Here is a 14,310-nt window from a genome sequence, read left to right as displayed (position 1 = left end):
ATTGCTCAGTCAATCGGAGAGCGCGTAATGCTCAGTATAATGGGCGGCCCCTACCGCTCCAAAACTCGAGGCCCACTCGAATCCGAATCGCGCGCAACTGGTGCTGGCTCAAACCGCGCTATAAGGTGCACGCCGGGACCGAATCCAATCCAAGCGCCGATGCGTCAGTAGTTCGGGTCGTACAGCATGTCAAAGGCGGCCTCCACGATCTGAACTGTCCCCCGGAAGAAAAACTGAATAAATCAGTCCAACTTCCAGGGGACAGTTCATCGTTGTGGGGCCGCCCTTAGCGCTTATCGCTTAACCCAGGAGGATTTCGCGAGCGAGGTTAGCGGTTTCGGTAGGCGTCTTGCCTACGCGCACGCCCACTGCCTCGAGCGCTTCCTTCTTGGCGTCGGCAGTACCCGACGAGCCGGTGACGATCGCACCGGCGTGCCCCATAGTTTTGCCCTCCGGAGCGGTAAAGCCCGCAACGTAGCCAACTACAGGCTTGGTTACGTTTGCCTTGATGTACTCGGCTGCGCGTTCTTCCGCGTCGCCACCGATCTCACCAATCATGACGATCAGCTCGGTGTCGGGATCTTCTTCGAAGGCCTTGAGAGCATCAATGTGCGTAGTTCCGATTACCGGGTCGCCACCGATACCGATGCAGGTGGTGAATCCGATGTCGGAAAGCTCGTACATCATCTGGTAGGTGAGCGTGCCCGACTTAGAGACTAGGCCGATGCGGCCGGGACCCGTGATATCGGCAGGCGTAATACCCACGTTGGACTTTGCGGGCGAGATGATGCCGGGGCAGTTTGGGCCGATCAGCTGAACACCCTTAGCTTCGGCCGCTTGGCGGAACTCAACGGAGTCCTGGACGGGAATGCCCTCCGTGATGACCACGACGAGACGCATACCTGCGTCTACGGCTTCGAGCACGGCACCCTTGGCAAAACGTGGGGGCACGAAAACTACAGAGACGTCCGCTCCAGTTGCTTCCTTAGCCTCGGCAACGGTTCCAAAAACAGGGACCTCAACTTGGCCGGCCTCAACCTTGTCGGCCATGGGGCCGTATGGCGTGACGTCGAAGGTCTGTATTTGTCCAGCCTTGCGTGGGTTCACGCCGCCCACGACCTTGGTGCCAGAAGACAGCATGCGCGTGGTGTGCTTGGTGCCTTCTGAACCCGTCATGCCCTGGACGATAATCAGATCATTTTCATCTAGAAAGATAGCCATCTTTTCGGTCCTTTCAGGCTTTCGCGAGTTCAGCGGCCTTGGCGGCAGCGCCGTCCATGGTCTCGATCATGGTTACGAGGGGGTGGTTAGCTTCGGCCAAAATCGCGCGGCCTTCTTCAACCTTGTTGCCGTCAAGGCGTACCACTATTGGTTTCGTTGCGGCATCGCCCAGAAGTTCGAGGGCGCCGATGATGCCCTTGGCAACCTCGTCGCACGCGGTGATGCCACCGAAAACGTTTACGAGGCAGGAACGGACCTGTTCGTCACCGAGGATGACGTCAAGGCCCTTGGCCATAACCTCTGCGGAAGCACCGCCACCGATGTCGAGGAAGTTCGCCGGGCGCGTACCGTACTTCTCGCCTGCGTATGCGACGACGTCAAGGGTGGACATTACAAGGCCTGCGCCGTTTCCAATAATGCCAACCTCGCCTTCGAGGCGAACGTAGTTCAGGCCCTCCGCCTTGGCCCTGGCCTCGCGCGGGTCCTGCACCGACGTGTCCTTCAGGGCCTCATGCTCGGGGTGGCGGAATGCGGCATTGTCATCAAGCGAAACCTTACCGTCAAGGGCAATGATCGAGCCGCTTTCAACCTTGACCAGCGGATTCACCTCAACGAGCGTTGCATCTTCACCCTTGTAAACGTCCCAAAGTTTCACGAGGACGGGAGCAAGCGCATCAAGTTCATCAGCAGTAAAGCCAGCCTCGGTAAGGATTTCACGCGCTTTCGCATCGTCGATACCAACGGTGGCGTCCAGGCCTACTTTGGCGAGGGCTTCGGGGCGCTCTTTCGCGAGGGTTTCAATGTCCATGCCGCCTTCGCGCGAACACATGGCCAGGTGGCGGCGGTTAGCGCGGTCAAGAAGGATAGAGAAGTAGTATTCTTCCTTGATTGCAGCGCCCTCGGCAATCATGACGCGGTGGACGGTGTGGCCCTTGATATCCATGCCGAGGATCTCCTCGGCTTTCTCACGAGCCTCACCGGGCGAGTGCGCGAGTTTAACGCCACCTGCCTTGCCGCGGCCGCCGACCTTAACCTGGGCTTTGACAACTACGGTGCCACCTCCCAGTTCGCTAGCTGCCGCTTCTGCTTCATCTGAGGTGGTGGCGACGATGCCACGGAGAACTGGTACACCGTGCGCTTCAAAGAGGTCGCGCGCCTGGTATTCGTATAGATCCACGCCCTTGCCTTTCGTCTGGATCGTATGGTCCTCGGTTGCGAAATCTGAAGAAGAGCTCCAATCAAAAGAAGCTCGACATCGAGACATCTTGATATCAGGTTAGCGTCTTGCGGCAAAAAATGCGTCACTAATGGCGCGAATCTCACTTTCATATATCAAGTTTGAGATTTGCGCCATTAGCTTGCCAAGGAATGCTTAGAGCTTCTTTAGCGGAGCGTAACGAAGCAGTAATCTGCGTGGTTTTCCTTCCCCAAAATCAACGTGCGCTACCTGTGACGCTCCGTCTCCCTCCAGACGAATCACCACTCCCTCACCGTAAGAGGCGTGTTGCACCCGATCGCCGGCGGCTAGCTGAATCACTGGGGCGGAGCTCTTCTTCGCCTTGCCTTGCCCGAGTTTGGTGGGTTTGAACTTCTCACCGGCTTCTCTCACGCGGCTCACAGCGTCACTGTCAAAACGCGAGGTGACGCGCGACGATCGCTTCCCAGAGGAGGAGCCCCGGTAGCGGCCCGACCCAAAGGCGGGACTGAAGTCAGAATCGGAATAGCCCGAACCGGAACTGTATTTAGCCCCGTAGCCAGATTCATAACCACCGGAGCGGTAATTGTCCATTTGGGTACGCTCACGCCTGATTTCCAACACTTCGCCAGGAATGTCGTCCAGGAAACGCGAAGGGGGCAAATCCACGGGCGTTCCCCATGCAGACCGCACGGCGGCGCGCGTTAGGTACAGACGTTTTCGGGCGCGCGTGATCGCAACGTATGCGAGGCGACGCTCTTCGGATAGTTCGCTTTCGTCCGTGAGGCTGCGCTGGTGTGGGAATGTCCCATCCTCGAGGCCGGTGACGAACACGATAGGAAATTCCAGGCCCTTAGCAGTGTGCACGGTCATCAGGGTGACTTCCCCACTGCTCGCGCCGCCCGCAAGGTCCGCGGAGTCTGGAACCTGGTCGGCATCTGCTACGAGGGATACCCGCTCGAGGAAGTCCACTAACCCACCCTCGGGATTCACCTGGGCAAAGTCCTCGGCCACGGAGTGTAGTTCGGCCAGATTCTCAACGCGAGAGGCGTCTTGCGGGTCGTTAGATTCGCGTAGCTCTTTGAGGTAGCCGGTGGCTTCCGTGACGTCGTCGAGTACAGAGCTAATGGTCGCTCCTGCTTCTACCGCGCATCGCATGGTTTCGAGCAGCCCCCAGAAACTCGCGGCCGCGTTGAGCGCCCTCGGGCTGGCCCCCGTAACCAAGTTACTGCCGCCTTCTGCACGAGCTTTTTCTACGTGAGCTTCCCATGCCCCCTCGGGCAGGTCTACGCCCTCACCTTCCCCGCGCGGGCAGTCTTTTGCAATCCAATTTTCGCGTAGCGCCCCTCCAAAATTGGTGGCATACATGTCGGCATGGGCGATGAACGCCCCCTCCGCTTTGTCGCCAATGCCACGCCGGGGCGTGTTGATAATGCGGCGTAGTGAAACCGTGTCGTCAGGGTTTGCGATGGCCTGTAGGTAGGCAATCGCGTCTTTGATTTCTTTACGCTCATAGAACTTGGTGCCGCCCACAACGCGGTATGGAATTCCGGCGCGGACAAGCGATTCTTCTAGGGCGCGCGATTGGGCGTTGGTGCGGTAGAAGATCGCCATGTCGCCGTACTTGTAGGTGCCGATCAGGTTGTCGATTTCACCGATGATGAAGCGCGCCTCGTCGTGTTCAGATTCGGCCGCGTCGTAGATGATGTTGTCTCCTGCGCCCAGGTCGGTCCACAGGGCCTTCGCGCGCCGCCCGGAGTTTTTTGAGATGACGGCGTTTGCTGCCGACAAAATGTTTTGGGTGGACCGGTAATTTTGTTCTAGGACCACGGTGTGCGCGTTCTTGAAGTCTTTTTCGAACTCTTCGATGTTGCGAATGGTGGCGCCCCGGAATGCGTAAATCGACTGGTCCGAGTCACCAACTACCGTCAGTTCGCCCTGCGGAACATCGGTTTCATCTCCGATTAGTTCGCGGATTAACACGTATTGCGCGTGGTTCGTGTCTTGATACTCGTCGACGAGGATGTGGCGGAATCGCCTGTGGTAGTGCTCGGCAACGGCCCTATTCTCTTTGAGAAGCTGAACGGTGCGCATGATGAGGTCGTCAAAATCGAGGGCGTTCGATTCGCGCAAGCGCTTTTGATAGTCGCGGTAGACGTTTGCAACGGTTTGCGAAACTGGATCGTTTGGTGCGATCTCCGCGTATTTACTAGGCGTGATGAGGTCGTTCTTGAGGTCAGAAATACGCGCCTGAAGCATTTTGGCACTGAACCGCTTGGTGTCGACATTTTGGGCACGTGCAACCATGGTGACGAGACGGTTGGAATCCTGCTGGTCGTAAATGGTGAACGAGGAGCGCAGGCCCGCCGCCTGGTATTGCTCGCGCAGAATGCGCACGCACGCGGAGTGGAAAGTGAATACCCACATGCGGCGCGCCTCGGGGCCGATTAGACCGGCAACCCGCTCCCGCATTTCGGCCGCAGCTTTGTTAGTAAATGTGATTGCGAGGATCTCGCTGGCGCGAGCCCTCCCCGTGCGGAGCAGGTATGCAATGCGATGAGTAAGCACACGCGTCTTTCCGGATCCCGCACCGGCCACCACGAGTAGCGGCCCGCCCTCGTAAACAACGGCTTCATGCTGCTGCGGATTGAGGCCGTTGGTGAGGTCACTGGTGTCAACAGACGCTGGTTCTTCCCACAGCGTGCCCGGCGTATCCCACGATACTTCCGGCTCGTCTCCTTGCCCCGCCAGTGGAGGCAGGCCAGGTAGTGCGGTGTAGGAGTGTGCAGGTTCGTTAAAGCTTCGCATCGCGCTTTCCAACTTGTCGACTATTCGGGCAGGTTAGCCGCCCGCATCAACTGTACACACTGCCACGGACATGAAGTTAGCGGGGCGCTCACACGATGTTTCTTGCGGCAGCCCAACGCGCAAGTTCATTTCGGTTTGAGAGTTGCAGTTTGCGCAGTACAGACGAAACGTGGGTTTCTACAGTTTTTACCGAGATGAAAAGTTCGCCCGCTACTTCTTTGTAAGTGAATCCGCGAGCGATTAGCCGCATAACTTCACGTTCGCGCGCGGAGAGCAGATCTAGTTCCTCATCGGTAGTGGCGATTTCGCGAGTTCCAAATGCGTCGAGAACGAACCCGGCAAGGCGCGGCGAGAAGGCAGCGTCACCGGCACCAACGCGGATGATCGCTCCCACGAGATCCTTGGTGGAGATCGATTTAGTGACGTATCCGCGAGCGCCTGCGCGTATGGTTGCAACCACGTCTTCGGGCGAGTCTGACACGGAGAGGGCCAGGTAGCGCACGTTGGGAAGGTCAGCGGTTGCGCGCGGAATTTCAGCGCCGCCTCCGCCTCTTCCACCGGGTAGGTGCACGTCTAGCAAGACGACGTCTGGCTGGAGTTCGCGAACGAGGGCGATACCGCTGTCTACGTCTTCGGCTTCGCCAATAACACTGACTTCTTCGGAATATTTTGACAGCTCGTGGCGCACGCCGGCACGTACGAGGGGGTGGTCATCAATGATTATTACGTTTAATGTCACGGTTTAATCTTTTCACTTCGAGGAACACTAATGTGAATTTCGGTTCCGGGGTTTAGGGTGCGGATTTCTACGCGGCCGCCGGCGCGTTCGGTTCTAGCGATGATTGAGTCGCGCACGCCGTGCCTGTCGGCAGGCATGTTTGAAAGGTCGAAGCCAGGGCCTGCGTCTTTGATGTAGATGTCGTACTGGTCGCCAAGTTCCGCGTAGATCTGTATGGGCGGTGCTCCGTGGCGTGCGGCGTTCTTGGCGGCTTCTGTGGCGGCGGCGATGGCGGCCTGTTCGTTAGGGCCGGGCGCGGCGTCGCCAACGGTTACAGTTTCGATTTCTACGCCGTAAAGTTCTTCAACCGCCTCTATTGACGTTTCGAGTAGGCGCCTAGCGGATGCGCTTGTTCGTTCTGCTCCCGTATATAGCCACGATCTAAGTTCACGTTCTTGTTTGAGGGCAAGAGAGCGCACGCTGGCGGGGTTATCCGCATTGTTCTTAATGAGAGTGAGGGTTTGGAGGACGGAGTCGTGCAGGTGCGCTGCGATGTCGGCGCGTTCGGTTTCGCGGGCACGAGCCACCTGGGTGGCAGAGAGCTCTTTGGTCATGCGCATAACTAGCGGCGAGAATGCGAGAGCGAGAACGAGGATGAGGGCCAGGCCTAGGATAAGGCCGGGAAGCAGGGCTGCCCCTCCTCCCAGAAGTAGGAGGGTGATGCCGCCGAGGACGGCAACTACACCCGTTCCGGTAAGGCCGAGCACCATGGGGTTCTTCCAGTCTTGGATGCTGGAGGACTGCACCCAGATGAGGGCGATGCCCGCAAGGAGGAGGGCGGTTGCGATCCAGTCTTTGCTGAGGTAGATCCACCCGGATTGCACGGCCCAGAAGATCGCGGCGGCTAGAAGGAGGACGATGGCAAAGGCGATGCCGTTGCGGGCGGTACCGGCGGGTACGTTTCGGTGTTCTTTAACGGGCCTGGCGATGCGGGCCGCACGGTATCTGCGTTCTTCGCTCACCTTGGGCGTGAGTGCCCACAACCATACGTAGAGTATTGGGCTCCCAAGTGGAACCAGCGCTAAAAAAGCTACTCGTAGCACCGTTACGGATACGTGCAAGTGCACGGACAGCCCGGATACGACGCCTGCCAACCACGGCTTAGGCCTACCATCCGCTCCGCGCGGAGTACGCTCGAGTGGCGGCCTTACCGCGGCCAGCCAATTTTGTTGTTGCGCGCTATTCACACTCTCATAGTGCCAAAAAATCACCGCGCTTGTACTTCCCCTACCCCAGATTCAGGGTGAAATCAGGGCCTTCCCTGATACCGCAAGACGGCGGCGCGGGTGATTATTGAATCATGAGTTACAACTATCAGCCTCCGCGCCCGCCCTACGAGCCAGGTGAGCGGGGTCGGCAGAGCTTTTTCAATTCGATCCGCAGTTGGCGTATTCGCCGTGAACCCGATCGTTGGATCGGCGGCGTGGCTTCCGGCGCCGCAGTTATTACAGGCCTTGACGCCAACCTGATTCGCGGCCTGATGTTCATTTTCGCGATTTTGAACCCGCGTGTGATGCTGTTCGCGTATGCGGCGCTCTGGGCGCTTGTTCCAGAACGCACGGATAACCGAATCCATCTTGAAGAGTTCATTCAGGCACGTTTCTATATCGCGCACTTGGGTGTGGCAGCGTTTGCTATTTTCGGCTTCTTCTGGCCTATTTCTATCGAGTACAAAACGGGCGATGGCTGGATTGGAGGGTTGTATGGTGCGGGAGGCACCGTCGCAACATTCTTCTTGGTCGCAGCGGCTGTACTGATCATTATTTTGATGAGTAAACGCAAACAACGTGAGGAGCTCGGGAGCCCACATGGTCCGCGCCCACCCTATGGCGAGGCGCACCAATCTCAGAGCAGCGCATTTCCTCCCCGCCAGAACGACTTCAGGTTTGACGAGGCTGGCAACGCGGTCCAGCCCGGTGAGCCTTCCCCGCATAACCAAAACCAGCAGGAACCAAACGCCCCGGCTTGGAATGTCTCGGACGCCGCACCGGAACACGAGGAAAATGTAGTTGGTCCCGCTCCCACGAATGCCGCGTTCATGGCCGATCAAACAGCATGGAACTCGAACCAACCGGCGCACCCCTTGCGTGGCCCTGAGCCGAGGCCAGTTCCCTACGCCCCGTATGGGCAGCCTGTGCCACTACCGCCCTACCCGGTGAGGACACGCCCGCAGGGCCCTGGCGTGTCTGCATTCCTTGGCATTACGGGTTCACTGTTCCTCGTTACGGCCCTCACTTGGCTACTGTGGCGGATGAATTTCTTTACGAATCCGGGAATTATCGCAACTTCGGTGGTTGGCGTCGCGTTCATAATCACTGGAATGGTTTTGGGAGTGCGCGCGCTACAGGGCAAGCACGGCACGTGGCTCACTGCACTGTCAATCGCTGTGACCGTGCTCGTCCCGGGATTCATGATGATTGTTGGCAGCGCATCGGCTTTTATGGCTTTTTAGGAGTGAATCATGACGGAAAATAAGAACATTCCTGACGAGGATAAGACCACCTCGTTTGAGGTGGACAGCACCACCCAAATGCCGATTGGCGAGGGAGAGGACTCCGGCGCAACCGAGCTTCTTCCAGAACTTAACTTTGATCCAGCGGACCAGCCCAGCGCGTTTGATCCACGTGTCACAGGCGAGTCCGACGCGACTGAAACCGAGAACAACGCGGGAGAGCCTGAAGTCTTCGCAGCTGCCCCCGCACAAAACGAGCCAGCGCAAGCCGAGCATATACCCGGGGAAACGCCTGGCGCCTCTTCCCTCTTCGAAGATTCGCGCCACCAAGAAGACCCATTCGCAGATACCGGCTTCGCCTCGCAACGTCCGGCTTTTCAGCCTCCCTTAGAGAATGAGGACGAGGATCGTTCGGTTAAGTTCGGCCTGCTAACTTGGGCGCTCACCCTAATTGCTATCGGAGCGCTTATCATCTCGATGCCGTGGTGGCACATGTTCAACTGGCCTCTGATAGGAACGGTGGGCTTAACGGTGATGGGCCTCATTATGCTGATTACCGCGGCCATAGCAAGCGTAAAGGAAAAGAAGTCCAAGATGTGGTGATTTTCCACTCGATTAACTCCCCTTCGAGAATACCCCCACGGGTACACGATATGATCGATCGTGTACCCGTGGGGGTATCTTTCGTATAGATTGCAGGTTGTAAAAATGGCTTCAGTTCAGGTAAGCGAAGAAGATCGCCGCGCGGTTCGAAACCGCCTATCTCGGGCACGCGGTCAAATTGATGCCATTATCCGCCAGCTTGAGGAAGACAAGCCGTGCCTAGAGATTTTGCCGCAAATGATCGCGGCATCGAAGGCGGTGGACAGGGCTACGTACGCGATGGTTTTGGCGGCCATACAGTCTTGTGCGGCCAGTGAAGGCAGCGGGGTGGATGATCATCCCGACGCTGAGGAACTTCGCAAAATCTTCTTGTCCCTTGCGTAGTTTGCGCAGCTTTTTAGTTTTAGGAGTGTCATGAAGCTTGTAGTTGTTGGCGGCGTTGCCGGCGGCATGTCCGCGGCGGCGCGGGCTCGCCGTATCGATGAGCACGCCGAGATTGTGGTTTTTGAGGCCGGGGAGTACGTCTCATTTGCAAATTGCGGCCTCCCGTATCATTTGGCCGGGGAGATTGAGGAGCGAGATGCACTTTTGTTGCACACTCCCGAGTCGCTGGCTCGCCGCTCAAACTTGGACGTGAGGATTGAAACACGGGTGACCCGGATCAATCGCGATGCGAAAACGGTGACGGCCGTGGGCCCTGCGGGCGAGTACGAGGAGGCTTACGACAAGCTGATTCTAGCCCCCGGTTCGGTGGCGGCCACTCCCCCGGTTGAAGGCATTGACCATCCGGCTGTCTCAACGCTGCGCACCATCCCCGAGATGGACAAAGTCATCAGCTTGGCCGAGGCAGGCCTTGCAAAATCGAATAAGAACCGCGCGGCCAAAGCGATTGTGATTGGTGCAGGCTTCATTGGCTTGGAAGCTGTCGAGGCGCTGGTCCACCGCGGGTTTGAGGTTGAACTGGTGGAGTTCGCCAGCCACGTCCTGCCCATGATGGACGGCGACCTGGCCGTGGTGTTGCACCGTGAGCTTCGCGCAAACGGGGTTGGTCTGCACCTTGGTGTGGGAGCTTCGAAGTTCGAGGACGGCGATGGCTACCCCGTGAAGGTTACTTTGTCTGATGGCAAGCAGCTGCAGGCCGACGTGGTGATAACTGCGATGGGCGTGCGCCCCAACTCTCAGCTGGCTAAAGACGCGGGCCTCGAGCTCGGTGAGCGCGGCGGCATCTTAACTGATGCGAACCAGATAACTTCGGATCCGGATATTCTTGCGGTTGGCGACGCCGTCGAGGTGCAGTGGGCAGACGGTAGCGTGGCTCCGGTAATGCTGGCGGGCCCGGCAAACCGGCAGGGTAGGCGCGCGGCAGACGTGGCTTTGGGCCGCAAGCCGATTAGGCAGGCTCCGGTGCTCGGGACCGCTGGCATTCGCCTATTTAACTACATTGCGGCATTCACGGGCGCAAGCTCAGAAAAGCTTGACCGAATGGGCATAGAGCACACGACGGTACGCATCCACGCGGCTAACCACGCGGGATACTACCCCGGCTCGACCCCAATCCATTTGAACGCTAACTTCGCTCCCGATGGGCTCCTGTTGGGTGCCGCAGCTGTGAGTAAGGACGGTGCGGAGCGCCGCATTGACGTCCTCGCCACTGCGATTCGCGCGGGAATGACTGCGGAGGATCTTGCGGAACTGGAACTCACCTATGCTCCCCCCATTGGCGCGGCCAAGGATCCGATCAACATTCTTGGCTTCGTTGCGCGCAACACGCTTGAGGGCAACGCTCCGATCTGGGACTTCTCCGATTTTGAGCAGGTGAAAGCAGATGAAGTCATTTTGGATGTTCGCCCAACTCACACGATTACCCCGGATCGCGTTATCCGCGAGGCTGTGGCTATCCCAATTTTCGAACTTCGCGGCCGACTTGACGAGCTGCGCGAAATTGCGGGCGACCGCGCAATCGCTGTGCATTGCAAGACCGGCCTAAACGCCTACTTGGCTGAGCGTATCCTTTCGCAGGAGGGTTTCAAGGTTCGCAATCTGACGGGCGGCTACGACTCGTTTGACCTGGCGAACGAGGCTGCTCAGACCAGCAAGTAGTCTGCCCGGGCTCGCGTTAAATGCGGGCCATTTCGAAACGGTAAAAGTATTGGTGCGGATCCTGATTTTTCAGATCCGCACCAATATTTTTAGGTCTTTACGCCCCCTCGCCTACTTGTCGGTTAGGTCGGCGTAGCGTTCGAGTTCTTCTTCAATGACGGAGTCATCAAGCTTTTGGAACACAGGCTTGGGCTTGCCGATCACCGTGCCGGGTACCACGTCGTGGCGCTTCCACTCGGGGAAACCACTGTAGTCGCCGGTAATGATCGGGTAGTGCAAGTCTGAGCCGTCCTCGGCCTTAACGTCAAGATCAGTTACCTCTTCAATACGAGGCATTGGCGCGATTTCGCCCTTACCCCCCATAACCGCGTCAACAGCGTTTGCGGAGGTGGGGAGGAACGGCGAAAGCATGAGGTTCAGGTCAGCAACCGCTTGCGCCAGAGTCCACAGGATCGTGCGCAGGCGCGGCATTTGCTCTTCGGACTTCAGCTTGAAGGGTTCGGTGTCCGCAACGTATTTGTTGGCTTCCCCAACGCGAGCCATGATTTCGCGGATCGCAGCCTTTTGGTGGTGGCGGCTAATCTTATCCCCAACAGTTTCGAATCCTGCCTCGATCTTGTCGAGGAGGTCGCGGTCGATCTGCTCCAGTTCACCGGGCTGTGGGATCTCACCAAAGCGTTTGGTAATCATGGAGGCCGTGCGGTTCACCAGATTGCCCCAGCCGGCTACGAGTTCAGAGTTGGTGCGGCGCACGAACTCCGCCCAAGTAAAGTCAGCGTCGGAGGTTTCCGGCCCGGCTGCGCTAATGAAGTAGCGCAGGGCGTCCGCCTGGTAACGCTGTAGCATGTCGCGCACATAGATCACGATGCCACGCGAGGAGGCGAACTTCTTGCCTTCCATAGTGAGGAACTCGGAAGATACCACCTCGGTGGGTAGGTTAAGTTTGCCGAGGTCTCCAGGTTGCCCTCCCTTATCGCCGCCGCCGTTGTATCCGAGCAGTTCGGCTGGCCAAATCTGCGAGTGGAACACGATGTTGTCTTTGCCCATGAAGTAGTAAGACAGTGCTTCGGGGTCGTTCCACCATTTGCGCCAGGCTTCTGGATCACCGATGCGGCGCGCCCACTCGATGGATGCCGACAGGTAGCCAACTACCGCATCAAACCAAACGTAAAGACGCTTGGACGGCTGATCTTCCCAACCGGGCACGGGAATCCCCCAGTCGATGTCACGAGTCATGGCGCGCGGGCGGATATCTTCAAGGAAGTTCTGCGAGAATTTGATGACGTTAGGTCGCCAGCGCCCCGACTCTTCGCGATCATCTAGCCAAGCTGATAGCGCTTTGGCGAGAGCGGGAAGATCGAGGAAGTAGTGGTCGGTTTCCACAAACTCTGGTGTTTCCCCGTTGATTCGCGACTTCGGATCGATGAGGTCGGTGGGATCCAGCTGATTGCCGCAGTTGTCGCACTGGTCGCCGCGAGCACCGGGGTCACCGCAGATTGGGCAGGTGCCTTCAATGTAGCGGTCAGGGAGCGTGCGCCCCGTGGAGGGCGACACTGCGCCGTGCGTGCGCTGGACAAGCATGTAGCCGTTGTCGCGCACTACTTCGAACATGGATTGCACAACCTGGTAATGGTTACCGGTGGTGGTGCGCGTGAAGAGGTCGTATGACAGGCCGAGGGCCACTAGGTCTTCAACGATCAGGCGGTTGTTCTTGTCGGCTAGTTCGCGTGGAGTCATGCCTTGCTCGTCAGCGGCAACGAGGATGGGCGTACCGTGTTCATCGGTACCTGAGACCATGAGTACCTCGTGGCCCCGCATCCGCATGTAGCGAGAGAATACGTCGGAGGGAACTCCGAAGCCTGCTACGTGTCCGATGTGACGAGGGCCGTTTGCATACGGCCATGCTACTGCTGACAGAATTCGACTCATGGCTCTACTTTAGTGCTTTTGCAGGGCCCGGTTCCACCTACTCCCCTCGCTGACGTTCTTTTGCCAATAAAGGAAACCGCTTCAAATCGGAGCGCTTTGCTTGCTGAGAGTTTGACCGTCTTAAAAATCGATAAAGGAGGATCGCGAAGCACCGCGCTGTTGCACATGAAATCGAATGGCTACTACTCGGGTTTACGAGCGAGGGCCGCCCGGTAGAGCTCGTTTTTACGAACTCCAGTTTCTTCGGATACGAGTTTGGCGGCGGCTTTCAGTTTCATTCCGCCTTCGGCTAGGGCAATGACTTTAGCAACGTAGTCTTCAGCGCTCTTGTCGCGTGGATCTGCGCCTGCAACCACAAGTGTTAGTTCACCCTTGACGTCGTCGCGGGTTGCGTAGATTAAATGATTGAGGTCTCCGCGAATAATCTCTTCATGGGTTTTGGTGAGTTCTCGGCAGAGCACTGCTTTGCGCGCACCTCCAAATATGTTGGCCATATCTGTGAGGTTCTCGTGAATCCGCTTTGGGGAGTCAAAAAACACCATGGTACGTGGCTCTTCTTTAAGGTCTTCGAGGCGGCGCTCCCGCTCCCCCTGTTTGCGGGGTATGAAGCCTTCAAAGCAGAACCTGTCGGTGGGTAGGCCCGAGACACTAAGTGCGGTAAGTACTGCGGAAGGGCCGGGTAGTGCGGAGACTGGGATGCCCCGTTTAGCTGCTTCACTGACCACCCGATAGCCGGGATCGGAAATCGTGGGCATGCCAGCGTCGGAGACGATGAGGACTCGCTCGCCGTCTTCAGCTCGGTGCAGAACTTTATCTACCCGCTCGTTCTCATTGTGCTCATGAAGGGATTTGATGTCGCCGTTGATACGTACGCCGAGGCGTGTTGCGAGTTTAAGAATTCGACGCGTGTCTTCTGCGGCCACCAAGTCTGCTTCTGCGAGGGCACGAATGAGTTTAGGAGAGGCATCATTAGTGTCTCCAATAGGTGTGGCTGCTAGAAGAATAGCGCCTGATCTCTGTACGGGAACGTTATCTGAGTCCACGCTTCTATCATGTCAAACTTTCTGTTTGCCGTCACGACGACGATAAGCAAGGAAGCTGTGGGCTACTGTTCTAGTGGCGTTTGCGCACTAGTGTGGTTATAAGGCTAAACGCCGTTGTATTAGTGGGGTGGGTGCACGTGTTGGGGCCCCACCAAGTGGTGGGCCCCAACCAGGAATGGTT

At 57.7% G+C, this 14,310-nt stretch carries 11 protein-coding genes; 4 read left to right on the top strand and 7 right to left on the bottom strand.

All coding sequences use genetic code 11. The features are described from left to right. Positions 1-300 precede the first annotated feature (300 nt). From sucD to HMPREF1628_RS08400, 5 genes are all read right to left on the bottom strand, one after another. Positions 301-1,221, bottom strand: a complete 921-nt coding sequence (gene sucD, locus HMPREF1628_RS08420; protein WP_034511063.1) for a succinate--CoA ligase subunit alpha — start codon at positions 1,219-1,221, stop codon at positions 301-303. Positions 1,222-1,234: 13 nt separating this feature from the next. After that, positions 1,235-2,398: an ADP-forming succinate--CoA ligase subunit beta gene (sucC, locus tag HMPREF1628_RS08415; protein ID WP_034511059.1), complete on the bottom strand. Its 1,164-nt coding sequence runs from the start codon at positions 2,396-2,398 to the stop codon at positions 1,235-1,237. Between the two features lie 195 nt (positions 2,399-2,593). After that, complete coding sequence (locus tag HMPREF1628_RS08410; RefSeq protein WP_034511055.1) at positions 2,594-5,224, bottom strand: ATP-dependent helicase; 2,631 nt, start codon at positions 5,222-5,224, stop codon at positions 2,594-2,596. Between the two features lie 88 nt (positions 5,225-5,312). Then, positions 5,313-5,963, bottom strand: a complete 651-nt coding sequence (locus HMPREF1628_RS08405) for a LuxR C-terminal-related transcriptional regulator (RefSeq protein ID WP_034511051.1) — start codon at positions 5,961-5,963, stop codon at positions 5,313-5,315. Continuing rightward, positions 5,960-7,189: an ATP-binding protein gene (locus HMPREF1628_RS08400; RefSeq protein ID WP_198030436.1), complete on the bottom strand. Its 1,230-nt coding sequence runs from the start codon at positions 7,187-7,189 to the stop codon at positions 5,960-5,962. Before HMPREF1628_RS08400 ends, HMPREF1628_RS08405 begins: the two co-directional genes overlap by 4 nt. Positions 7,190-7,302: 113 nt before the next feature. Between HMPREF1628_RS08400 and HMPREF1628_RS08395 the strand changes: the two genes are divergently transcribed. The 4 genes from HMPREF1628_RS08395 to HMPREF1628_RS08380 all read left to right on the top strand — a co-directional run bounded on the left by HMPREF1628_RS08395 (position 7,303) and on the right by HMPREF1628_RS08380 (position 11,157). Then, positions 7,303-8,454 carry a PspC domain-containing protein gene (locus HMPREF1628_RS08395; RefSeq protein ID WP_034511048.1) on the top strand — a complete coding sequence of 384 codons (1,152 nt, stop codon included), beginning with the start codon at positions 7,303-7,305 and terminating at the stop codon, positions 8,452-8,454. Positions 8,455-8,463: 9 nt separating this feature from the next. Beyond that, positions 8,464-9,057 (top strand): hypothetical protein, encoded by a 594-nt coding sequence (locus tag HMPREF1628_RS08390; protein ID WP_034511047.1) that lies wholly within the window; start codon positions 8,464-8,466, stop codon positions 9,055-9,057. 105 nt (positions 9,058-9,162) lie between these two features. Continuing rightward, positions 9,163-9,441: a metal-sensitive transcriptional regulator gene (locus HMPREF1628_RS08385; RefSeq protein WP_034511046.1), complete on the top strand. Its 279-nt coding sequence runs from the start codon at positions 9,163-9,165 to the stop codon at positions 9,439-9,441. Positions 9,442-9,471: 30 nt separating this feature from the next. Then, positions 9,472-11,157 carry an FAD-dependent oxidoreductase gene (locus tag HMPREF1628_RS08380; RefSeq protein WP_034511045.1) on the top strand — a complete coding sequence of 562 codons (1,686 nt, stop codon included), beginning with the start codon at positions 9,472-9,474 and terminating at the stop codon, positions 11,155-11,157. Between the two features lie 111 nt (positions 11,158-11,268). Here HMPREF1628_RS08380 and metG read toward each other — a convergent pair whose 3' ends face one another. Both metG and rsmI read right to left on the bottom strand, forming a co-directional pair. Further along, positions 11,269-13,086: a methionine--tRNA ligase gene (gene metG, locus HMPREF1628_RS08375; RefSeq protein WP_034511044.1), complete on the bottom strand. Its 1,818-nt coding sequence runs from the start codon at positions 13,084-13,086 to the stop codon at positions 11,269-11,271. A 182-nt stretch (positions 13,087-13,268) separates the two neighbouring features. Then, positions 13,269-14,129 (bottom strand): 16S rRNA (cytidine(1402)-2'-O)-methyltransferase, encoded by an 861-nt coding sequence (rsmI, locus tag HMPREF1628_RS08370; RefSeq protein ID WP_034511041.1) that lies wholly within the window; start codon positions 14,127-14,129, stop codon positions 13,269-13,271. Positions 14,130-14,310 lie beyond the last annotated feature (181 nt).

This window comes from Actinomyces sp. S4-C9 (genome assembly GCF_000758775.1).
GTDB classification, from domain to species: Bacteria; Actinomycetota; Actinomycetes; order Actinomycetales; family Actinomycetaceae; genus Gleimia; species Gleimia europaea.
This window is presented reverse-complemented; position numbering and strand designations above follow the sequence as displayed.

Bases quoted from the DNA above. Each gene is read 5' to 3' on its own strand.
- HMPREF1628_RS08380 (WP_034511045.1), top strand. From the start codon at position 9,472: ATGAAGCTTGTAGTTGTTGGCGGCGTTGCCGGCGGCATGTCCGCGGCG.
- HMPREF1628_RS08385 (WP_034511046.1), top strand. From the start codon at position 9,163: ATGGCTTCAGTTCAGGTAAGCGAAGAAGATCGCCGCGCGGTTCGAAAC.
- HMPREF1628_RS08395 (WP_034511048.1), top strand. From the start codon at position 7,303: ATGAGTTACAACTATCAGCCTCCGCGCCCGCCCTACGAGCCAGGTGAG.
- metG (WP_034511044.1), bottom strand. From the start codon at position 13,086: ATGAGTCGAATTCTGTCAGCAGTAGCATGGCCGTATGCAAACGGCCCT.
- HMPREF1628_RS08410 (WP_034511055.1), bottom strand. From the start codon at position 5,224: ATGCGAAGCTTTAACGAACCTGCACACTCCTACACCGCACTACCTGGC.
- HMPREF1628_RS08390 (WP_034511047.1), top strand. From the start codon at position 8,464: ATGACGGAAAATAAGAACATTCCTGACGAGGATAAGACCACCTCGTTT.
- sucD (WP_034511063.1), bottom strand. From the start codon at position 1,221: ATGGCTATCTTTCTAGATGAAAATGATCTGATTATCGTCCAGGGCATG.